This window comes from Luteitalea sp. TBR-22 (assembly GCF_016865485.1).
GTDB lineage: Bacteria > Acidobacteriota > Vicinamibacteria > Vicinamibacterales > Vicinamibacteraceae > Luteitalea.
In genome coordinates, this window is record NZ_AP024452.1 from 3122536 (window position 1) to 3144554 (window position 22019).

A 22019-nucleotide genomic window follows, 5' to 3' on the forward strand; every position below is an offset into this window, starting at 1 on the left:
TCTCACTCGTACCTCAAGCCGCTGAGTGCACGGTCGCTCACGATCCGGCACGCCGGTACCAGCGCCGCCACCACGCCAGCAAACAGGAGCACGCCTGCGGCAATGGCGCGCACGGAGAGATCGCCGCTGCGGATGCCGAACAACTGCTGTTCGAGGAGGCGGGCCGCCGGGATGCTGGCGAGCAACCCCACGGTGACGCCGGCCGTGGTGAGCCAGAGTCCGGGACGCAACAGCCAGGCGCGCAGCGACCACGTCCGCGCGCCGAGGGCGAGGCGGATGCCGACTTCCCGGCGACGCGCCACCATCTCGCTGGCGAGCAGGCCATACAGGCCGACGACCGCCAGCAGCGCCGCAGCGAGCGCACAGGTGGCCATGACGCGGGTCAGCACGCGCGCCTGCCGACTCCCGGCATCCACGGCCTCGTCCAGCGGGGCGAGCAGGCCGAGGGGATGGTCGGGGATCGCCCGCTGCAGGGAGGCGCGCAGGCGACGCACCGCGTCCGGGGTGCCGTCGGTGCGGGCTGCGACGTGCACGAGCGGCCAGTAGGCGCGTGACCAGGGCCGGTAGACCTCGGGGACGGCCGTCTCGTCGCGGAACGTCTGCCGGACGTCACCGACGACGCCGACGACCTCCGACCACGCCGGCGTGTCGTCCTTCCACCTGAGCCAGAGACGCTGTCCCACCGGGTCGACGCTGCCGAAGTGGCGGCGGGCAAAAGCCGACGACACCACTACCTCCGACCGCGCGCTTCCCGGCCCCTCGTCGACGAACACCCGACCGGACACGAGCGGGATGTCCATTGCGCGGAAATAGTCGGGCGTCGCCGAGCGCACCGAGATGTCGGTCCGCCCGGGGGCGACGTCGGCCTCGCCGTAGATGAGGACCGAGCCGGACTGGGTGCCGCCCTGAAGGGGGAAGCGGTCGACCGCCCCGGCGGCCACGACGCCCGGCGTGCCGTTCACCGCGTCGAGGATGCGCCGCACCACGGCGTCGATCTCGGCCTTGGGCTGTTCCCAATCGAGGTCGTAACGGATCGCGACCACGTGCGTGGCATCGTAGCCGCGGGGTCGACGAAGCATCTCCTGCAGACTCCCGGAGAACAGCAGCGCGAGGACGAGCAGTACCGTACTGCAGGCGACCTGCGTGCCGACGAGCAGCCGCCGCACGCGCCGGCGGCTCGGCGGCTCGGTCGCGGCATGAAGCGCCGCTCCGGGGCGCGCGGGCCGCGTGAGCACGTGCCAGGCCGGCCACACGGCGAGGACGAGCGTGGTCACCAGCACCACGCCCAGTCCGGCCCCGACCGTGCGCGCCCCCATCGTCACGCCGGTCAGGCCGGTCACGTCCTCGGCCAGTGCCCGCTCCAGCCACCGCAGCACGAGGCTGGCGACGTACCAGGCCAGCGGCATGGCCGCGACGGCGATCAGGAACGCCTCGTGGAAGGCCAACCGCAACATCGCCCACGGCCCGGCGCCGAGGGCCAGCCGCACCGACGACTCATGGTCGCGGGCCATCGCCCGCACGAACAGCAGCCCGCCGACGTTGACGCAGACCACCAGGTACACCACGAGCGCCGCGCCCAGGACCATCAGCAGCGGGGAGCGCACGTCGCGCGCCTCATGGGACTGGAGGCTGGTGAGCCGCACATCGAGGTTCCGATCGTGCGTGGGGTACGTCTCGCCGAAGCGGCGGGCCGCGGCACGGGCCTCCTGCTCGACGCTCGCAAGGGTCGCGCCGGGCGCGAGGCGACCGATGACCATGAGCCAGTTACCGCCGCGCGGGGCGCGCTGGTACTCCGGACCCGACGGGGCGAAGACGTCGATGTCGGCAGGGTAGGCAAATTCCGGAGGGAGGATGCCGACGATCTGGTACGGCGCACCGCGCAGGGTGACGGTGGCGCCGACCACCGACTCGCTGCCGCCGAAGAGCCGCTGCCAGCCGCGGTTGCTGAGCATCAGGACGGACGCCCCGTCGCGCTGCTCCTCGTCGCTGAACACCCGCCCCCTCGCGGCCGTCATCCCCAGCACGTCGCGGAAGGGCCCCACCGCGCGGATGGCCTGGACGAACCTCGCCTCGGTGCCGCGCCCCAGCACGAGCTGCTCGCCGTAGACCCCAATCACGCCACGCAGCCCGCCGACCTCGCGCCCGTAGTCGGCCGTGCGCGCCGGGTTGCCGCCGACCTTCTGCCCGGCGAGCGACTCGTCGAGCACCACGAGCCGGTCGGCGCCCGGGACGGGCAGGGGAGCCAGCAACACCCGATCGACGAGCGTGGAGGTGGCCAGCAGCACACCGGCGCCGAGGGCGAGGGTGAGCACGGCGGTGGCCAACAGCAGGGGACGTCGGCGGAGCCCACGGGCGGCCTGTCGCGTCTCGCGCGCCCACGTCGACAGCCAGGGGAGAGTGTCCTGCTCGACGCTGGCGGCCACCCACGGGCCTGGGAGACCGAGTCGTCGGCGCGCCTCACGCCGAGCGACCTCAGGCGCCCAGCCGGCAGCCTCGAGCTCGGCCGCGTGCTGCTCGCGGTGGAAGGTGACCTCGTCGACCAGTTCCTGCTCGATCCGGGCGCGCCGGGTCGTCGAGTTGATGAGCCGCTTCAGCCAACCCATGACCTTACTCGGCGAACCTGAGGACGTGGCGCACGCCCTGGAGGAGCTTCTGCCACTTGGCTTCCTCCTCGTCCAACTGGCGCCGGCCGGTCGGCGTGAGGGCGTACACCCGGGCCTTGCGCTGACTCTCGGTGACGCTCCAGGACGACTTCACCCAGCCCTCCTGTTCCAGCCGGCGGAGGGCCGGATAGAGCGAGCCCTCCTCGACTCGGAGCAGGGCATTGGAGGTGTTCTGGATGTGCTGCGCGATCGCATAGCCATGGCGGGGCCCGGCGTCGAGGGTCTTGAGGATCAGCAGCGTGAGCGTGCCCTGAAGGGCGTCGGTGCGTGGCGGCATCGGATACCTCGAATTCGATACATCGACATCGATGCCTCGAATTCTATGCCTAGAGACGCAGGGATGTCACCAGCAGTTCCATGGCCGTCGTGCGCGCCCGTCCTGCGGCGGTTTCCCCGGTATGCTGGCGATGTGGATGGAGACGTACAGCACGCCAGCAACGCCCGGATTGATGCGTATCTCGATCACCTGCGGGTCGTGCGGCGGTTGCAGCCGCTGTCGGTGGAGAGCTACAGCCGCGACCTCGTGCAGCTGGCGCGGTATGCGGCCGGCACCGGCAAGGCGCCCGAATCCCTGACGCTTCAGGACCTCGAAGCGTTCGTGCGCGGCCTGATGGCCGAGGGCTACTCGCCGCGCTCCGTGGCACGCATGGTGGCCGGCGTGCGGGGCTTCTACAAGCACCTGCTGGTGTCGCGGGTCATCGCCACCAATCCGGCCGACGACCTGCGTCCGCCGCGTGCCTGGCGGGAGCTGCCAAGGTACCTGTCACTCGACGAGGTGGACGCGCTGCTGGCGGCGCCCGATCTCTCCACTCCTCGAGGCCTCCGCGACCGAGCCATGCTGGATCTGCTGTACGCCACGGGGTTGCGCGTCTCCGAACTCGTGACGCTGCGCCCCTCCGACCTGAACCTGGAGGTCGGCTTCCTGACGTGTATCGGCAAGGGCGACAAACAGCGCATCGTCCCGGTGGGGGAGCAGGCGATCCGCTCGCTGCGGACCTACCTGGAAGAGGGAAGACGAGGGTTGTTGAAGGGGCAGGGATCGCCCTGGTTGTTCCCAGGCGGGCGGGGACCGGCGGCACTCACGCGGGTGGGATTCTGGAAGGCCCTGAAGGCGTACGCGATGAAGGCGGGCGTGACGCGCGATGTGTCACCGCACGTGCTGCGGCACTCGTTCGCCACGCACCTCCTGGATCGCGGGGCTGACTTGAGGGCAATCCAGATGATGCTGGGGCACGCCGCGCTGTCGACGACGCAGATTTACACCCATGTGCTCGAGGCGCGCCTGAAGCGTTTGTACGAGTCGCACCACCCGCGCGCATAGCCCACGCAAATGCCTGGCAGACAGCCGTTTGGCGCTCTTGTCGGCCGGCCGACAAGACGTGCTCAGGTGCGGGCCGACACGACCAGATAGGCAGCCACCGCGACGAAGAGGATGTTCGGCGCCCATGCCGCAATCGGCGGGGCCAGGACACCGGCGCTGCCCACGGCGGCAAACAGGCTCTGGGTGGTCCAGTAGAGGATCGCGAGCACGATGCCAATCCCGATCCCGAACAGCGTGCCCTTCCTCCCGGTCGTCACGCCGAACGGGATGGCAATCATCGTCATGATCAGCGTGATGAACGGGAAGGCCATCTTCCGGTGCATGGCCACCTGCAAGGGCACGGTGTTGTAGCCGGCCTTCTCGAGTTCGGCGATGTGGTCACGAAGCTGTCCGAGCTTGAGACGCTCGGCCATCACGGCTTCGGGTTCCTCGACGCCGAAATAGTCGGCCGTCTCGAGAGTGACGGTGCGGGTGGGGAAGACCTCGAAGTCGGTCACGGCGTTGCGGTCGCCGAACGTGCGGGTCCACCCGAGATCGGATCGCCAGGTCGTGCTGCTCATGTTGGTCGACACGCGGGCGTAGGTCCGCCCCGTGACGTTCCAGCCGCGCGTCCCGAACGTGTAGACGGTGAGGTCCTCGAGCCTGCCGGCGCGGGCATCGAACCGCCCGTAGTGATACAGCTCGCCGCTGCTGCCCGCCATCCACTGCCGCGAAGCCAGGCCGTAGCGGCTCCTGGTCGGCGTCCCGCTCCTGATGGTGTCGCGCAGTTCCTCGGCACGCCTGTTGGAGGCTGCCAGGATGCTCTGCTCCATGCCGAACAGCACCCCGCTCCACATCAACCCGAAGGCCAGCATGGGAATCGCGGCGCGGTACAACGAGACCCCGCATGCCTGCATCACTGTCAGCTCACTGGTCCGGGTGAGCAGGCCCACGGTGACCAGCGTGCCGACAAGTGCGGCCATGGCCGTGATGTAGTACGTGTACTGCGGTGTCGAATACGCGAAGAAACTCAGCAGCGTCTGCCCGGTCGTCTTGCCCTTGAAGAGGTATTCGCTGTAGTCGGTGAAGATGGCGATGTAGAACACCGCCAGCATGCCCAGGAAGGTGACCCCGAAGACCCGAAGGTAGATGCGGCTCAGGTACCGATCCAGGATGTTGAACGTCGGCAGGATGCCTTGAGGCACCTTGATGACGACCACCGTGCCGCTTCGGCGTGGGGCAGCCGCCGACGCCTGCGCAGGCTGCCGGGGGGCGGCATCCTCGACGGTGACCGCCCGCCCGCGGGACGATACCGACGGGGCGCCGACGCGGCGCAGCAGGCCGCCAAGAGCCTGCGGCACGGGAATTCGGAGGCTGGGGGAGAACTCGTAGCCGCGCGTCTTCATCACCAGCAGGACGAGCCCGGCCCCACCCAGCAGCACGTTGGGTATCCAGAGCGCGAACTCCGCCGGCACCTTCTGGCCCTTGGCCAACGCCTCACCCATGTACATCAGCACGTAGTACACGAGCACCACGGCGATGCCGATCACGAAACCGGCGTTCTTGCCATCCTTCCGGTGTGACACGCCCAGGCCGAGGGCGATGAGCCCGAACACCAGACAGGCCACCGGGATGGTGTACTTGCGCTGGATGGCCATGATCGGGTTGTGCGGCGACATGCCCTGTTCTCGCAACTGGCGGGCCTTTGTCCGCAGCTGCGGGATGGTCATCTCGTTGTCGCCGGGTGTCAGCCCCTGTCGGGGGAACACCGTCTCGGGATCGAGCGACACGGTCAGCGACTCGAACGACTGGAGCTCGTACTGCGCCGGGGTGTCGACTTTCGACCGGTGCATGATCCCGTCCTCGAGGATGAGATCCACGCGGCGCGTCTTCGGATCGAGCACGAAGTGCCCCCGGTCGGCAGTCAGCAACTGCGGCTCGCCCGGGTTCCGGGTGTCGGAGAGGAAGACGCCCTTCCAGCCCCGGGTGTTGGCCGGCACGTCGCGCACGTACAGGACGAGGTTCGGGAACTCCTCGAAGAACACGCGAGGGCGGACGTCGCTCTCGGCCTTGGCCTGGATGATGCGGAACGTGATGTCGCGGAACGTCTGGTTGGCCCGCGGCATGGCCTCGATCATGGTGTAGGCGGTGGCGGCGGTCGCCAGCACCGCCATCAGGCCGACGGGCCTCAGGATCCGGTAGAGGCTCACGCCACAGGCCTGCATGGCCACCGCCTCGCGGTCCGCTGACAGCCGGCCCAGCGCCATCAGCAGACCGACGAGCAGACTGATGGGGATGGTCAAGGCCAACGACGAGGGGAGCAGCGTCAGGAGGATGCGCCCGATCGTCGGCAGGTTCACGCCCTTGGCGATCAGCTTCTCGGCGACGTCCATGATCGTCGGGATCTGGAGCAGGAACGTCAGGATGAGGAGCGTCAGCCCGAACGGCGCGAGCGTCTCGCGGATGATGTAGCGGTCGAGCGTGCGGAGCATGCTGGGAGATCGTGGGGCAGGGCGCGAATGCCGCGCCGTGCTCATCAGACGATCATTTCAGAAGTCGCGGTCGGTTCCAACCATCATGACGCGGCGCTGGCGAGGGCCGAAAGCGCGCGGCGCTGGTCCGGGGTGCCGGCAATGGCCAGCAGGTCGTGCGGCTCGAGGGCCGTCTCGGCGCCAGGGTTGGGCTGCATCTGCCCGTCGCGCATGAGGCCCACGACCGTCGCCCCGGTCCGTGCCCGGATGCCCAGGTCGCCGAGACTCGCGCCCGCCAGCTGGCTGCCGGGGTGGACCTCGACCCACGCGAAATCGAACAGCTGACTTGCCGCCCCGAGTTGCACCAGCGTCTGGTAGTCGCTGTCGTCGCCGAACAGCGGCGCGTACATCTCCTGGCGGAGTTGCGTGCTCACACGGTGCACCTCGGCGACACCGTAGTCGAGATGCAGGAGCGACTGGCGCACCATCTCCAGCCCGGCCTCGAGTTCCGGCTGGACCACCTCGGTGATACCCCGTGCCTGCAACTGCTTCAACTGCTCGGCTCCCTCGGCCCGCGCGACGATCCGGACGACGGGGGAGAGGCGCCGCACCGCGTCGATGATGGCTTCGGTGACGCTCACGACCGGCACCGTCACCAGCACGAGCCGCGCGTGGGCGACGTGTGCCGCCTCGAGCACGACCGCCTGAGTCGCGTCACCGAACACCACGGTCAGCCCGTCCTCCCGGGCCTGTTCGAATCGGCGATAGTCCAACTCGAGCAGTACCGCAGGCAACTGCAGGCGGCGCAGGAAGGTCGTCGTGAAGCGGCCCACGCGACCGCCGCCCACGATGACCACGTGGTCGCGCACGCCGGCGGCTGGCATGTTGATGGTGTGAACCGGCTCGGTGTCGGACCGCCGTCGCCACCAGGCGTAGACCGGCGAGGTGAGTCCGGACACCAGCGGCGTCAGGACCATGCTGAGGACGGCCGTGTTCAGGAGCAGCGCGAACGCCGAGGCATCGAGGCCCCCGGCGGCCAGGCCGACCTTGCCGAGCACGAACGAGAACTCGCCGATCTGCCAGAGGCCGAGCGCGACGGCCAGCGGGACGACGTTCCGGTAGCCGAATGCGTACGACACGCCGCCCAGGATGAACGCCTTTCCGATCAGGATCGCCATCAGCAACAGCGCCACCGGCCCGGCCATCGTGAGCAACTGTCGCGGGTCGATCAGCATGCCTACCGAGGCGAAGAACAGCATGCCGAACACGTCGCGGAGCGGAATGATGTCGCTCAGCGCCTGGTGCGCGTAATCGGATTCGCTGAGGACCAGGCCGGCGACGAAGGCGCCGAAGGCGAAGGACAGGCCGAACAGGTACGTGACGTAGCCGATGCCGAGGCCGATCGCCGTGATGGCGAGCAGGAACAGCTCCCGTGACTGGCGGACGGCGATGAACTGCATCAGCCGCGGCAGGAACCTGGTGCCCACCACGACCATCAGCGCGAGGAAGATCACGGCCTTCACGCCCGCCGCGGCAACGGCTCGCAGACCCGCTTCCGGCTGCGAGAGGGTCGGCAGCAGGATCATCAGGGGCACCACCAGGAGGTCCTGGGCGATCAGGATGCCCACCATCACGCGGCTCGAGAGGGTGCCGAGCTGCCCCTGAGCCATCAGGGTCTTCAGGATGACCATGGTGCTGCTCAGCGAGATGGCGGCCCCCAGCCACAGGGACGGCCGCCAGTCCCACCCGAGCACGGACCCGACGCCGAAGCCGAGCAGTATCACCAATGCCATCTGGATCGGGGTTCCGATCAGGGCGATGGCGCGCACCGGCTGCAGTTGCTTGAGCGAGAACTCCAGGCCCAGCGCGAACAGGAGCAAAGCGACGCCGACCTCGGCCAGCAGCTCGATGTCGTGTGTGTTGGTGATCGCCTGGCCGATGGAATGGGGGCCGATCACCACGCCCGCGAGGATGTAGCCGAGGATCAGCGGCTGCTTGAGGAACTGCGCAGCGAGTCCGCCGGCGAGGCTGGCGACGATGACGATGGCGAGGTCGGCGGCGATGCCCATGAGCGCTCGGGCAGCATGGTAACGGAGGTGGGCGCGGCGTGCCGACCGGCGGCCGTCATTCGTTAGGTCGAATCACCTTAGAGCATCCACACACACCTTCAACAGGGATATTGTCGGACGCAAATGCAATGAGTCCGATAATACACATTATGTTAACTACAGGGTCTGAACCATTGAAGCCGGGTACTGCGTTGCGTCGTTTCGTTGGATGCCGCCCCCGCGTGCCCCGGCTGCCCTGTCGCTCCACCGAGGGCGTACTGACGCTCGAGCCGACTGGAATCTGAAGGCTGGGGCCTATTCGTCCTGAGCCGACGGCGCGTCGCTCTCCGCCCCTTCACCCGGGCGCTCGACCGCGAGTGATCGCTGCGCCTTCAGATCGTCAAGGATGCGCTCGAGGGTCTCGATGACCTCTTCAGGCTCGACGTCGGTCTTCTTGAAACTGAGCTGGAAGGCGAACTGCCTGGTCGGCGCCTTGTAGCTGAACGTGAACGGCTTGGGCCGGGCCCCGCCACGCCGGGCGGTCTTGCTCTTGACCTGCTCGCGGAGCTCCTGGCGCGTCATGCCACCGCTTCGCGACATCTGCTCGACCAGGGCTGCCATCTTCTCCGGTTCGCCTTGCCTAACTACCTGTAAAAGCAACGACTTGGAGGAAATGTCGGCCAGCCGACAAAGCTGCTTGATGTGCTCGGGCATCTGGTTCAGCGAGAGCGACTCGGTGATCACCGTGCGGCTCTTGCCAAGCTTCTGCGCGAGGGTCTCGTGTGTGTACCCGGCCTTCTGGCACAGGGCGTGGAGTGCTTCGGCCTCCTCGAACGGCGTGAGGTCCTTGCGCTGGATGTTCTCGACCAGCGCGATCTCGAGGATCCCCACGTCATCCACATCGCGGATGACCACGGGCAACTCCTCGATCCCGGCGCGGACGGCCGCCTGGTAGCGACGCTCCCCGGCGACGATCTGGAAGCGGGACCCGCGCTGCCGGACCACGATCGGCTCGATGAGGCCCTGTTCCTTCACCGACGAGATCAGCTCGGTGAGGTCCCCCATCACTTGCCGAGGCTGGTTGGGATTCGGGTCGATCTGCTCGATCGGAATCATGCGGCCCACGGGCGCACCAGCCGAAGCCGTGAGCGTCTCGACGTAATGCGCGTCATGGCGCATGCGCACCGATTCCGGCAATCCGCGCTTAGACACGGCTGAGAACCTCCTCGCTGACGCTGTAGTACTCCGACGCGCCCGACGACTCCGGGGCGAAGCTGAAGATCGCTTCCTTGTACGCCGGGCTCTCCTCGAGCCGCACGCTCTTCGTGATCACGGTCTTGAACACCTTGGGGCCGAACACTTTCTGGATCTGGTCACGGATGTCGCGCGCAAGGCTCGTGCGCTTGTCGTGCATCGTGATGAGCACGCCCAGCACCTGCAGCGACGGGTTCGCCCGCACCTGGACCTTGCTCACGGTTTCAAGCAGGTCGTCGGTGCCTTCGAGGGCGAAGTAGGAGGACTGGATGGGCACCACGAGGTGCGACGCCGCCACCAGGGCATTCACCGTCAACAGCCCGAGCGTCGGCGGGCAGTCGATCACGATGTAGGGGTACTCCGCCTCGAGCGGGGCGAGCTTTTCCTTCAGCCGGAAATGCGCGTCGAGTTCTCCCACGAGCTTGGCTTCGAGCTTCGCGAGCGCGATGCGAGCCGGAGCGATGCTCAGGTGCGGCTGGTTCGTTGGCCGGATCACCGAGGGCAGAGTGGCCCCGCCCTCCCCCGTCAACGCCTCGAACATGTTCGGCCCCACGGCCGCCATGTCGAGGAACGACATCGTGCTGTTGGCCTGGGGATCGAGGTCGACGAGCAGCGTCGGCCGTCCCCGGAGGGCCAGGGCGGCAGCGAGGTTGATGGCGGTCGTGGTCTTTCCGACGCCGCCCTTCTGGTTGGCAATGGCCAGGATCATCTTGCGGCAAGTGGTCGTCGACGGTCGGCAATGAGGCGGCGGTCGAACGGAAGCGCCCCCGCGCATTCTACGGGATGCCCGCCCATTCACATCTTGTACTTGCCCATGTCCTCGGGATCGAGGCTCTCCAGCCAGTGCTGCAGACGCTCGGTGTCCTGCGGCGTCGGCGCCTCGAGCGGCCGGGCGTCCGACAGGACGTGCTCGGACACGTACACCGGCGCACGCGTGCGGAGGGCCAGCGCCAGGGCATCCGATGGCCGGGCGTCGATGGCCACGACCTCGCCCTGCACCGCGAGCGAGACCAGCGCGTAGAACGTGCCTTCGCGCACGTCCGTGATGTGCACTTCCGTCACCGTGCCGCCGAGCGCATCGATCACGTGCTTCAGCAGGTCATGCGTCATCGGCCGCGCCGACGCGCTGTTTTCCAGCTGAAGGGCCACGGCATGGGCCTCGAACATCCCGATCCAGATGGGGAGCGTCCGCTCCCCATCCTCGTCGCGCAGCACGAGGATCGGCATGTTGGTCACCGGGTCCATCATCAGTCCCTTGATCAGCATCCGCACGCTCATGAGACCTCCACGTCGACCAGTTCACCGCGCACGCTGTTGGGACCGGCGGCCGTGATGCGAACCCGAGCCAGCCGGCCCAGCAGCCCAGGCTCGCCAGGGAAGTTGACCACCGTGTTCCCGCTCGTCCGCCCCGACAGCTCATGGTCCCGGCGACGACTGGTGGCATCGACCAGCACGGTCTCGACCTTGCCGACCGACTGCTGGTGCAGCTCCGACTGGATGGCGCGCTGCAAGGCCTGCAGTTCGACGATGCGTCGCGTCTTCTCGTCCTCGGGCACGTCGTCTGGCATCCGCTTGATGGCCAACGTTCGCGGCCGCGGCGAGTACTTGAACGAGAACATGCTGTGGAAGCGGACGGCCGCCGTGAGGCTGAGGGTGTCCTCGAAGTCGGCAGCGGTCTCCCCCGGGAAGCCGACGATCATGTCGGTGCTGAGACAGATGCCGGGCACCGCCTCGCGCACCTCCTGGATGATCTCCAGGTATCGCTCACGCGAGTACCGCCGACGCATGGCCGCCAGCACCCTTGTGGAGCCGGACTGGACCGGCAGATGCAGGTGCCGACACACCTTCGGCAGGGTCCGGTACGCCTCGAGCAAGCGCGGGGTCACGTGACGCGGATGGGGACTGGCAAAGCGGATGCGCTCCACGCCGGGCACGTCGTGGACCTTCGCCAGCAGCCCCGCGAAATCGCAGTCGGCATCGTCTGGGGCCTGGTAGTGGTTGACGATCTGCCCCAGCAGCTGGATTTCGCGGTGCCCGCGCGCGGCGGCTTCGCGCACCTCGGCCAGGATCTCGGCCGACGGCCGCATCCGTTCGTGACCGCGCGTGTAAGGCACGACGCAGAAGGCGCAGAACTCGTTGCAGCCCTCGATGATGTTCACGTAGGCCTTGACCGAATCGGCGCGGCGCGCGATTCCCAGCGGGAACGAGACGTCCTCGTGGGGATTGATGTCCACCTGCGGCCCCACCGTCTCTTCGAGGGCGCGGGTCACGAGCATCGGGAGCTGCTTGACGCGTTGGGTGCCGACCACCACGTCGATGAGACGCGACCGCTTCAGGAGCGCGGCCCCCTCCTGTTGGGCGACGCAGCCGGTGACGGCAATCACCGGGCTGTTGCCGACGGCCTGCGCGGCCTCACGGAACTCGCCGAGGCGCGTGAACAGCTTCTCTTCCGCGCGCTCACGCACGCTGCAGGTGTTGATGACGATCACGTCGGCGTCTGCGGGATCGGCGGTGGCCTCGAATCCCGCGGACTCGAGCAGGCCGGCCAGCCGTTCGCCGTCGTGCATGTTCATCTGGCATCCGTAGGCCTCGACCAGGTACTTACGCGCCACGTCCCCGTCCCCTCCGACTCGCCGCCGCAGTTTCGCTTTCGCCTTTTGCTGCGGCTTCGCTTTCGCCTTTCGCCTTTCGCCCCGGGAGGACCTTCGCCTCGACCGTCTTGGCGTGCAGCAGCGTCCTGGCCCCCTCGAGCATCGGGGCCGAGGTGTCGCCGGCCATCATCCGGGCAATCTCCTCCACCCGCGCGTCCCCGTGCAGGTGCGTCGCCGTCGTCTGGGTCCGGCCGGCCACGACCTGCTTGGCGATGTGGATATGGGCGTCGGCATATGCCGCCACCTGCGGCAAATGCGTCACGCACAGCACCTGCGCCCGGCCCGACAGTGCTCGCAATCGGGCACCAACCGCGTCGGCGACGCGCCCACCGATCCCGGCGTCGACCTCGTCGAAAATCAGGGTCCGCTCCGTCGCCTCGGGCGCATCGAGGACCTTGACGGCGAGCATCACCCGGGACAGCTCACCGCCGGAGGCCACCCGTGCCAGCGGCCGCGGCGCCTCGCCCGGGTTGGCCGAGAGCAGCAACTCCGCGCGGTCGATGCCGGTGACCAGCCATTCGCCTTCCCCTGTTGCCGCCTGGAACCGGAAGGACACGTCGGCGTGAGGCATCGCGAGATCGGCCAGTTCGCGACGCAGGTGCGCCGTGAAGGGGCCCGCGGCTGTCTGCCGCGCCGCCGAGAGTTCGCGCGCCTGCGACAGGTACGTCGCGGCGGCCTCGTCGGCCGCAGCCTGCAGGGCCGACAGCTGCCCTTCCGGCTGCTGGAGGGCGGCCAACTGCTCGCCCAAGGTCCGCTGACGCGTCCGGACATCGGCAAGGCTCGGCCCGTACTTGCGCTTCAGGCGCTCGAGTGCGGCAAGTCGATCCTCGACTTCCTGCAGGCGCTCCGGAGACGCGTCGATGCCGGAGACGTACTGCCGCAGGAAGAACGCCAGGTCGTCGAGTTGCGCCTTGAGGCCGTCCCGCTGGGAGGCGTAGGCCTGCGCGGCCGGGTCGAGGTGGGCGAGCTCGTCGACGCGCTTCCACACGACGGCCAGGCTCTGCAGAGCCGAGTGCTCTCCTTCGTAGAGCGCCTCGTACGCCTCCCGCCCGAGTCGCTGCAGGCGGTCGGCATTGGAGAGCACCAGACGAGTCGCCGCGAGCTGCTCATCCTCGTCGTCGAGCGGCTGCACCCGGTCGATTTCGCTCAACTGGAACGACAGCAGGTCGATTCGCGCGGACCGTTCGCGGGCATCCATCTGCGTGGCCGCCAGGGCGTCCCTGGCGGCGACCCACGCGCCGTGCGCCCTGGCGACCGCCGCCCGCGGCTCGGCCAGCCCTGCCACCCGGTCCAGCAGGTCGAGGTGCGTCTCGGGCAGTTGGAGGGTCTGGTGCTCGTGCTGGCCGTGCAGGTCCACCCAGCCGGACACGCGCTCGCGCATCGTGCCCGCCGTGACCAGCACGTCGTCGATGAACGCGCGGGACCGGCCCTCGGCCGAGACCTCGCGCCGCACGATGACCTCGGCGCCGCCCGGCGTGGCGATGATGGCCTGCACGGAGGCCACGGCCGCGCCCGTACGGACCATGTCGGCCGACGCGCGGCCGCCGAGGAGCAGGCCGATGCCCTCCACGAGGACGGACTTGCCGGCCCCGGTCTCGCCGGTGAGGACGGTCAGGCCGTCGCCGAGCGACAGGTCGAGGGCCTCGATGACCGCGAGGTGACGGATGCTGAGAAACCGGATCATGGACGAGGGGACGCAGGTCGACCGCTGGGACTGACGGGCCCGCCGAATGACCAGAACTGCAACGATATCATGGAGTTGACCCCTGTTTTCGGGGCGTGGTACGCTTGCATGTTCGCGCCTTCCCAGCGGCGCATCCATCATGCATAGCGGAGGCCTGTTTGCAGACGCTCTGGGTGTGCGCTCTTGCCCTGCAGGAGCTGGCCGGGCCCGCGGCGGAGACCGCGGAATCGGCGACTGACGTCATTTCCCTCGTCACCCGGACCGGGCTCATCGAGCAGCTCGTCCTCGCCCTTCTCGTCCTTTTTTCGGTCGTGTCCTGGGGCATCGTCGCCTACAAGGCATGGGCGTTCCGCAAGGCCGACGCGCAGACGCGCCAGTTTCTGGACGTCTTCCGCCGCAGCAGCAAGTTCTCCGAGGTCCAGGCGGTGTGCCGGTCGCTCGGCGAGAGCCCGCTCGTGGGGCTGTTCCAGGCCGGCTACGGCGAGCTCAACGCGCAGTTGCGTGGGACGGGCGACAAGCCGGCAGCGGGCGTGCCTCGTCCAACGCTCAAGAGTCTCGAGGCCGTGGACCGCGCGCTCCTGCGCGCCAGCGGCACCGAGTTGGCCAAGCTCGAGGAGCGCGTGGGATTCCTGGCGACGACGGCGAGCATCACGCCCTTCATCGGACTCTTCGGGACGGTGTGGGGGATCATGACGGCGTTCCAGGCGATTGGCGCGGTGGGATCCTCCAACCTGGCCGTGGTAGCGCCGGGCATTGCCTCGGCCCTGATCGCGACGGCTGCCGGCCTGTTCGCGGCCATCCCGGCCGTCTACTTCTACAACCACTTCACCGCCAAGGTACGCGGGTTCGCATCGGCGATGGAGGACTTCTCGCTGGAGTTCCTCAACATCTCCGAGCGCAACTTCACCTAGGCCCCGTCCCGGACAGACCACATGCCCAAGGTACAAGCGGCAGGCGGGGGTGGGATGGGGCGGGGACGGCGCGGGCGGATGGTCGCCACCACCGCGCTGGCCGAGATCAACGTCGTCCCGCTGGTGGACGTCATGCTGGTGCTGCTGATCATCTTCATGGTCGCCGCGCCGATGATGACGCGCGGCCTCGACGTCAACCTCCCGGTGGCGCGTCGGTCGCAGAACCTGAGCAACGAGCGCGTCTTCGTCACGATCCCGCTCTCGTTCGGGCAGGACCGGCGCGTGCAGTTGAACGAGGAGTTCATCCGCGTCGACGTGCTCGGGGAACGGATGCGCCAGACCCTGCAGGGCAAGTCCGACAAGTCGGTCTACCTCCGCGCGGACGGCGCCGTCACGGTGCAGCAGACGATGACGGTGATGGACGCCCTCAAGGCCGCCGGCGTCGAGAAGGTCGGCCTGGTTTCCCGCCTGCCCGGGGAGCGATAGCAGACGCGTGGCTGCCCCGACGCCCTCCTTCGCGCTTGCCGGCGGGCCGTCCCTGCGACGGACCTCCGGCCCCGACGGCTTCAAGCGGATGGTGCTGCTGTCGCTGGCGGCGCACGCCGCGCTGATCCTGCTGGTGGCCCTGATGCCGTCCTCGTGGCGCACCCATCGCGACGAGCCGAAGAACGTGATGACGATCAGCCTCGGTGGCGCGCCCGGGCCGCGCGCCGGCGGGTTGACGACGATGTCGGGCCGTCCCGTGCAGCAGGCCGTCGAGCCGAAGCCCGAGGCCAAACCGCTCCCGGTCACTCCTCCCGCGGCCAAGCCGCCCGAGATGACCGAGCCGACCAGGACGGCACCGAAGGCCACCCCGAAGCCGGTCACCCCCCCGCAGACGACGACCGAGCAGGCCCGGGGCCGGACGCCGACCACCGGCGCGCGCGTCAGCGAGGGACAGGCCAAGGCCGACACCGGCGTCGTGAGCGACAGCATCGGCCTCTCGACCGGCGGTGGTGGTGCCGGCGGGCAGATCAACCTGGGCAACTTCTGCTGCCCGGGCTACGTGTCCGAGATGCTGCAGATCATCCAGCGGAACTTCCGACAGCAGCAGGGCACGACCGGCTCGACGGTGATGCGCTTCGTGATCGATCGCCAGGGCACGCTCAGCGAGATCTCGGTGGCGCGCACCAGCCGCAACTTCCTGCTCGACCAGGCGGCCCAGCGAGCGCTGGTGCTCACCAAGCTGCCGCCACTGCCGCGCGAGTACACGAACCCGACGCTGACGGTGAACCTGGAATTCAACTTCACCCCATGACGAAGACCGCTCCCCGCTTCCTCCTGACCGCGGCCCTCGGGGCCCTCGCCTCCACGGTGCTGGTGCTCGCCGCGCCGGACGTGCGGCAGGCCCCGACGACGCCGCCCGCGCAGCCGCCCGCCTCGCAGGCGCCACCCGCGGGCACGCCGCCGGCCACGCAGCAGCCCACCGAGATCTCCACGGCGATCTCGCTGAGCGGCGGCGCCGCGCCACGGCTCGCCGTGCCGTCGTTCATCGCCGGCGCCGACCTGAAAGGGCCGGCCGAGACCATCGCGCAGGTGCTCTGGGACGATCTCCGGTTCGAGCGCGAGTTCGACCTGATCCCTCGCGCCGCCTACGCGCCGATCACGCCCGCGACGTCGATGGAGACGGTGCCCTTCGCGCAGTGGAAGGAACTCGGCGCCAACTACGTGCTGATCGGCACGGTGCGCCAGAATGCCTCGAGCCTGACCGTGCAGGCACGCCTGTTCGACGTGTCGTCGCAGCGCAGCATGTGGGCCAAGGAGTACACGGCGTCGGCCAACAACCCGCGTGCGTTCGCCCACACCATCGCCGACGAACTGCACAAGGACACGCGCTCGCTCGCCGGCGTGGCGCGCACCAAGCTGGCCTTCGCCAGCGACCGCGATGGCGAGGCGGCGCGCGGCACGGTCGAGCAGCGCAGCATCAAGGAGATCTACATCGCCGACTACGACGGCGAGAGCCAGCGGCGGGTGACCGTCAACCGGTCGCTCGCGATCAACCCGAGTTGGTCGGCCGACGGGCGAGCCATCGCCTACACGTCGTACCGGCGCGGCTATCCGGACATCTACGTGTCCTACATCTACCAGGGCAAGATGGACCAGCCGGCCAACGGCACCGAGACGGTGCACAACTTCCTCCCGGCGTTCGCCCCCGACGGCTCGAAGATCGCGTTCATGACCAACCGCGACGGCAACATGGAGATCTACGTCGTCAACCGCGACGGATCGAACCTGCGCCGGGTCACCCGTCACCCCGGCAATGACTCGACGCCGACCTGGTCGCCGGCCGGCAACCAGATCGCCTTCACGTCGGACCGGTCCGGATCGCCGCAGATCTACATCGTCGATGCCGACGGCATCGGCCAGCCGCGCCGGATCACCAACGAATCGTGGGCCGACCGCGCCACCTGGTCGCCGGCCCCCTACAACGAGATCGCGTACGCCGGCCGCAACGGCCCCGGATTCGACATCAAGATCTTCGGCCTCGAGCAGGGCCAGATCCGTACGATCACCGACAGCACCGGCAGCAACGAGAGCCCCTCGTGGGCGCCCAACGGGCGGCACCTCGCGTTCGCCTCGACGCGCGCCGGCCGGACGCAGATTTTCACCATCGCCCGCGACGGCAACGACCTGCGCCAGGTCACCAAGTCGGGCAACAACGTGCAGCCCAGCTGGTCCCGCTGATTCCGATGCGGCCCCACGCCCACAAGGAGACGTCCCGCATGTCCGTTCGCCTCGTCCGCCTCATCGCCGTCTGCCTGGTGATGGTCGCCACCACCACGGCCTGCAGTCGCAAGAAGCCGCCCGTGGCGCGCCCGACGCCGCCCCCGCCGTCGGCCAGCACCACCGTGGGCAACGCCCCGCCGCCGCCCCCTGCCCCGCTGCCGGAGCCCGAGCCGCCAGTGGCCTCGGTGCCGGCCGAGCCGGCGATCGCCGGCAGCAACGTGGTGGACTACAACGCCCGGTCGCTCGACGAACTGAATCGCGAGTCGCCCCTGCAGCCCGTCTTCTACGGCTACGACAGCGCCGACGTCGCCGGCGACATGCAGGCGACCCTCCAGAAGAACGCCGACATCCTCAAGCAGTACCCGAGCTGGGTGGTGACCATCGAGGGCCACTGCGACGAGCGTGGGACCGCCGAGTACAATCTCACGCTGGGTGACCGGCGCGCGCAGGCGGCGCGTGCCTATCTGATCTCGCTCGGGATCCCGGCCGAACGCCTCAAGACGGTGTCCTACGGCAGTGAGTTCCCGTTCGACCCGGGCTCCACCGAAGAGGCGTACGCGAAGAACCGGCGTGCGCATTTCGTGGTGACCAGCAAGTAAGGCCGTACCCAGGAAGGCATCATGACGCGCATCGTGATCGGCGCCCTGACCGGCGTCCTGCTCATGGGGCTGGCCCTGCCGGCCCACGCCGCCAACCGCGAGCACCAGCAGTTGATGGCCGACATCCGCATGCTGCAGGAGCAGAACCAGCAGCTGCAGCTCGTGCTCGCGACCCTCGGCGACACGCTCAAGGCGCTGAACGCGAAACTGGACGATCAGGCCACGACCTCACGCAAGCAGTTCGCCGATCAGAAGCTGCTGATCGACAACCTGAGTGGCGACCTGCGCGTCGTGCGCGAGCGGCTCGACGAGAACAACACGCGGGTCGGGACGCTCGGGCAGGAACTCAACTCGTTGCGGGATGCGGTCAACGCGCTGCCCGCGCAGATCGTTCCCGCGCCCGTCACGATGGTGCCCGGCCCGAACGGCACGATGGTGCCCGCGCCGGCCCCGACGACGACTGCCCCCGGGGCCACCGCTCCGAGCGCCGCGCCCACCCAGCCGGCGCCGGCGCCGGTCGTGCCGACGGGCCCGGCCGGAGGCCTCTCTCCCCAGCGCATGTTCGACACCGCGCAGGCCGACTACGCCGCCGGCCAGTGGCCGCTGGCGATCTCGGGCTTCGAGCAGTTCATCCGCTCCTTCCCCTCCAGCGACAAGGCCGACGACGCGCAGTTCTACATCGGCGAGTCGTACCAGCTCGATGGCAAGTTCAAGGAGGCGGTCGGCGCCTACGAGAAGGTGATCGCCGATTACCCGAGCGGCGACCGTGTGCCGCAGGCGCTGTACAAGCGCGGCGTCGCACTGAGCCTGCTCGGCGACAACGATCGCGCCCGTGAGTCGTTCCAGCAGGTGATCAGGAATTACCCGCAGAGCGAGGTCGCCGTCCTGGCCAAGCAGGTGCTCGACGGCCTCAACCGGCGCCCGCGGGAGTAATTTGAAATTGGAAATTTGAAATTGATCGGCGGCCGGCCTCTCGGCCTTGCCGCTCGGGATGTTGCGAGGGGCAGCGGCGAAGCCCCGCCCCCCGAGAATTTCGAATTTCAGATTTCGAATTGCCGGTGTCAGAGACTGGGCGCGCACGTCGTCACTCTCGCGCCCATCGAGACATGGAGGCACAACTGGTACCCCCACGGGGTCGTGGGGGCGTGAGGGACCCGGGATGCCCGGGTGGAGAGAGAGCAGGCAGGCATGGGTAGCGTCAACAAGGCGATCCTGGTCGGAAATCTCGGGCGGGACGCGGAACTCAAGTTCACCGGCAACGGCTTCGCGATCGCGCGCTTCAGCATCGCGACCACGGATCGGCGCAAGGACAGCAAGACGGGCGACTGGGTCGAGAAGACCGAGTGGCACCGCATCGTGCTGCTCGGCAAGCAGGCCGAGTCGCTGCAGGATTACCTGAAGAAGGGCAAGCAGGTCTACGTCGAGGGCCGCATCGAGACCCGCTCCTGGGACGACAAGGACGGGCAGAAGCGGTACACGACCGAGATCGTGGCCGACCGCATCCAGTTGCTGGGTGGTGGCGGCGGTGGTCGCGGCGGTGGCGGCGGCCGCAGCGAGGACGACTACGACTACGGCGGCAGCTACGGTGGCGGGGCCGGCGCGGGTACCGCGTCGCCGGGTGGCAGCGCCGGCGGGTTCGAGCCGGTCGGCGGCGACAGCGACGACGACATTCCCTTCTAGCGTGCGAGCGATGCTCGCACCCTGGACGGAAGGCCGCGATGCCGAATGCCGCAATGCCTTAAGGTGTTGCGGCATTCGGTGCATCTGCGGCATTGCCGGCATTCCATGACCCGCCCCCTCGGCGCCACAGGCCTCCACGTCTCCCCCATCACGTTCGGCGCGATGCGCATCGCGGGCGACCGCCCGGACGGCGCGTCGTCGGCGCTGCTGCAGGCGCTCGAGCGCGGGATCACGTCGATCGACACGGCGCGCAACTACGGTGACAGCGAGGCGGTGATCGCCCGCACGCTGCGCGCGTGGCGCGGGCCGCGGCCCCTCATCGCGACCAAGGTCAAGCCGCGCGACATCTCGAACTGGCGCTTCTACGTGCCCATGGACGTCCAGTTCACGCCAGGCAGCATCGTCACCTCGGTCGAGGAGAGCCTCCGCACGCTCGGCGTCGACTGCCTCGACCTCGTGCAGTTGCACCAGTGGTACTACCGCTGGAGCCACGAGACCGCGTGGCTCGAGACGCTGCACGCCCTGCGCGAAGCCGGCAAGGTGCGCCACATCGGGGTCAGCGCCCAGGACCACGAGCATGACGGCGTGTTGAAGCTGGTCGACGACTGCCGCGTCGACGCCGTGCAGGTGGTGCTCAACGCGTTCGAGTCGCGGCCCCTGGTCAGCGTCGTGCCGCTGGCCGACGAACGCGGCGTCGGCGTCATCGCGCGATGCGTCTTCGACCACTCGGGCGCGCTGGCCGGCGCGGCCACGCGCGAGACGCTGGCGCGCGACGTCAAGCTCGCGCACGCCTCGCCCGAGGTCGTGGCCGAGTATCTCCGTCGCATCGACCGCCTTCGCGAGGACGCGCGCGAGCACGGCATGGACCTCGTGGAACTGTCCATCCGCTTCGGGCTGACTCACCCCGGGGTGTCGACCCTGGCCATCTCGCTCGCCGACGCCGGGCAGGTGGATGCGGCGCTGGCCGCGGCGGCCAGGGGGCCGCTTCCCGAGACGCTGTTCGACCGCGTGTGCCGCGAGCACGTCTGGGTGAAGAACTTCTACTACTTCTCCCGCGCCACCGTTGACGGCAACGCGCCGGTGTGAGCCGTCGGAGGCGCCTCGCGCCTCGAACGACCGCGGCGCCTCCCCGTCCGTCGCCCAAGGGCGACGGCTACCCCTGCGGCGTGTCCGTCCTGCGGCCTGTTGTCCGGCTGCCCCTGCGGCGTGTCCGTCCTGCGACCTGTTGTCCGGCTACCCCTGCGGTCCGTCCGGCGGTCTGCCCATCCGGCTGCCCCTGAGGCAGGCGCAGCTGCCGGGCTTGGCCGGGCAGGCATCGATCCCCAGAGCGCCGACGGTCAGCGCGCCGGGGTGAGGTCGGTGTGCGCGAAGTCCTCGCCCTTGAAGAGCACCGACTCTCCCCGGCTCGCAGCCAGCGCATAGGTGAAGCAGTCGCCGAAGTTCAACGCCGCCTTGTGACGTCCCCGTCCGAAGCGACTGAACGCCGCACGCGCCAGGCGCGCCTGTTCGACATCCACTGGAGCCAGGGTGATGCCGGCCTTGTCGATGAACGTGTCGAGTTCGCGGACGCCGGCGAGCCCGTACCTCGCCTCGATGACGACGGACGCCTCGACGAACGACGCCACCGAGACGACTCGCTCGGCGGCGGCTTCGATGGCCTCGTTCAACGCCCGCCGCTCCGGTTCGTCCTGCAGGATGGCGAGCAGCGCCGAGGTGTCGATCACCATCAGCGCGGCAACCCCGCGTCGTCGTATCCCAGGATCTCGTCGGCGGGCCGCCGGTCGCGCACCGGCAGGCTGGCGCACCGCACGGCGATCGCATCCAGGGTGTCGGCGAGCCGCCTGCCGCTCCGCTCCGCGCGCACGCGAGCGATGCGGTCCTCGAGCGCCCTGGTCACGGCCTCGGTCTTGGTCTCCCCGGTGAGCCGGGCCAGGGTCGCGGCCAGACGTTCGGCCTCGGCATTGCGGATGTTCAGCGCCATGTTGTTACCTG

The 22019-nt window shown here is 68.9% G+C and carries 20 protein-coding genes; 9 read left to right on the top strand and 11 right to left on the bottom strand.

Going from position 1 to position 22019, the window contains the following annotated elements; all coding sequences use genetic code 11:
• Window positions 1-2: 2 nt before the first annotated feature.
• Window positions 3-2603 carry an ABC transporter permease gene (locus TBR22_RS12860; protein WP_239493392.1) on the bottom strand — a complete coding sequence of 867 codons (2601 nt, stop codon included), beginning with the start codon at window positions 2601-2603 and terminating at the stop codon, window positions 3-5.
• A gap of 4 nt (window positions 2604-2607) precedes the next feature.
• Window positions 2608-2940, bottom strand: coding sequence for a PadR family transcriptional regulator (locus tag TBR22_RS12865; protein ID WP_239493393.1), 333 nt, complete (start codon window positions 2938-2940; stop codon window positions 2608-2610).
• Window positions 2941-3072: 132 nt separating this feature from the next.
• Between TBR22_RS12865 and xerD the strand changes: the two genes are divergently transcribed.
• Entirely contained in the window at window positions 3073-3984 is a 912-nt protein-coding gene (xerD, locus tag TBR22_RS12870; protein ID WP_239493394.1) for a site-specific tyrosine recombinase XerD, read from the top strand.
• Between the two features lie 62 nt (window positions 3985-4046).
• On the opposite strand, the gene TBR22_RS12875 is transcribed toward xerD, so the two are convergent.
• The 7 genes from TBR22_RS12875 to recN form a co-directional block, all read right to left on the bottom strand.
• Window positions 4047-6455: an LptF/LptG family permease gene (locus tag TBR22_RS12875; protein WP_239493395.1), complete on the bottom strand. Its 2409-nt coding sequence runs from the start codon at window positions 6453-6455 to the stop codon at window positions 4047-4049.
• A gap of 83 nt (window positions 6456-6538) precedes the next feature.
• Window positions 6539-8503 carry a cation:proton antiporter gene (locus TBR22_RS12880; protein WP_239493396.1) on the bottom strand — a complete coding sequence of 655 codons (1965 nt, stop codon included), beginning with the start codon at window positions 8501-8503 and terminating at the stop codon, window positions 6539-6541.
• A 294-nt stretch (window positions 8504-8797) separates the two neighbouring features.
• Window positions 8798-9661, bottom strand: coding sequence for a ParB/RepB/Spo0J family partition protein (locus TBR22_RS12885; protein WP_239493397.1), 864 nt, complete (start codon window positions 9659-9661; stop codon window positions 8798-8800).
• A gap of 25 nt (window positions 9662-9686) precedes the next feature.
• On the bottom strand, window positions 9687-10445 hold the full coding sequence (locus tag TBR22_RS12890) for a ParA family protein (protein WP_239493398.1): 759 nt from the start codon (window positions 10443-10445) through the stop codon (window positions 9687-9689).
• An 86-nt stretch (window positions 10446-10531) separates the two neighbouring features.
• The gene (locus tag TBR22_RS12895) at window positions 10532-11014 is read right to left on the bottom strand and encodes a bifunctional nuclease family protein (protein ID WP_239493399.1); all 483 of its coding nucleotides are present in this window, start codon (window positions 11012-11014) and stop codon (window positions 10532-10534) included.
• Window positions 11011-12348, bottom strand: coding sequence for a tRNA (N6-isopentenyl adenosine(37)-C2)-methylthiotransferase MiaB (gene miaB / locus TBR22_RS12900; RefSeq protein ID WP_239493400.1), 1338 nt, complete (start codon window positions 12346-12348; stop codon window positions 11011-11013). The genes TBR22_RS12895 and miaB overlap by 4 nt, the downstream gene beginning before the upstream one ends.
• Window positions 12338-14071 (bottom strand): DNA repair protein RecN, encoded by a 1734-nt coding sequence (gene recN / locus TBR22_RS12905; protein ID WP_239493401.1) that lies wholly within the window; start codon window positions 14069-14071, stop codon window positions 12338-12340. Before recN ends, miaB begins: the two co-directional genes overlap by 11 nt.
• 158 nt (window positions 14072-14229) lie before the next feature.
• On the opposite strand from recN, the gene TBR22_RS12910 reads away from it, so the two are divergent.
• The 8 genes from TBR22_RS12910 (at window position 14230) to TBR22_RS12945 (ending at window position 21113) form a co-directional block, all read left to right on the top strand.
• Window positions 14230-14982 (top strand): MotA/TolQ/ExbB proton channel family protein, encoded by a 753-nt coding sequence (locus TBR22_RS12910; RefSeq protein ID WP_239493402.1) that lies wholly within the window; start codon window positions 14230-14232, stop codon window positions 14980-14982.
• A 21-nt stretch (window positions 14983-15003) separates the two neighbouring features.
• Window positions 15004-15468 carry a biopolymer transporter ExbD gene (locus TBR22_RS12915; RefSeq protein ID WP_239493403.1) on the top strand — a complete coding sequence of 155 codons (465 nt, stop codon included), beginning with the start codon at window positions 15004-15006 and terminating at the stop codon, window positions 15466-15468.
• Between the two features lie 7 nt (window positions 15469-15475).
• Window positions 15476-16279, top strand: coding sequence for a TonB family protein (locus tag TBR22_RS12920; protein ID WP_239493404.1), 804 nt, complete (start codon window positions 15476-15478; stop codon window positions 16277-16279).
• The gene (locus TBR22_RS12925; RefSeq protein WP_239493405.1) at window positions 16276-17706 is read left to right on the top strand and encodes a hypothetical protein; all 1431 of its coding nucleotides are present in this window, start codon (window positions 16276-16278) and stop codon (window positions 17704-17706) included. The genes TBR22_RS12920 and TBR22_RS12925 overlap by 4 nt, the downstream gene beginning before the upstream one ends.
• Before the next feature lie 38 nt (window positions 17707-17744).
• Entirely contained in the window at window positions 17745-18347 is a 603-nt protein-coding gene (locus TBR22_RS12930; protein ID WP_239493406.1) for an OmpA family protein, read from the top strand.
• A 21-nt stretch (window positions 18348-18368) separates the two neighbouring features.
• A complete protein-coding gene (gene ybgF, locus TBR22_RS12935) occupies window positions 18369-19280 on the top strand; it encodes a tol-pal system protein YbgF (RefSeq protein WP_239493407.1) in 912 nt (303 codons plus the stop codon).
• A 255-nt stretch (window positions 19281-19535) separates the two neighbouring features.
• Window positions 19536-20027 carry a single-stranded DNA-binding protein gene (locus tag TBR22_RS12940; protein ID WP_239493408.1) on the top strand — a complete coding sequence of 164 codons (492 nt, stop codon included), beginning with the start codon at window positions 19536-19538 and terminating at the stop codon, window positions 20025-20027.
• A gap of 105 nt (window positions 20028-20132) precedes the next feature.
• The gene (locus TBR22_RS12945; RefSeq protein ID WP_239493409.1) at window positions 20133-21113 is read left to right on the top strand and encodes an aldo/keto reductase; all 981 of its coding nucleotides are present in this window, start codon (window positions 20133-20135) and stop codon (window positions 21111-21113) included.
• A 251-nt stretch (window positions 21114-21364) separates the two neighbouring features.
• Here the strand turns inward: TBR22_RS12945 and TBR22_RS12950 are convergent, their stop codons facing one another.
• Window positions 21365-21754 (bottom strand): type II toxin-antitoxin system VapC family toxin, encoded by a 390-nt coding sequence (locus tag TBR22_RS12950; protein WP_239493410.1) that lies wholly within the window; start codon window positions 21752-21754, stop codon window positions 21365-21367.
• Complete coding sequence (locus TBR22_RS12955) at window positions 21754-22008, bottom strand: type II toxin-antitoxin system VapB family antitoxin (protein WP_239493411.1); 255 nt, start codon at window positions 22006-22008, stop codon at window positions 21754-21756. Before TBR22_RS12955 ends, TBR22_RS12950 begins: the two co-directional genes overlap by 1 nt.
• Between the last annotated feature and the right edge of the window lie 11 nt (window positions 22009-22019).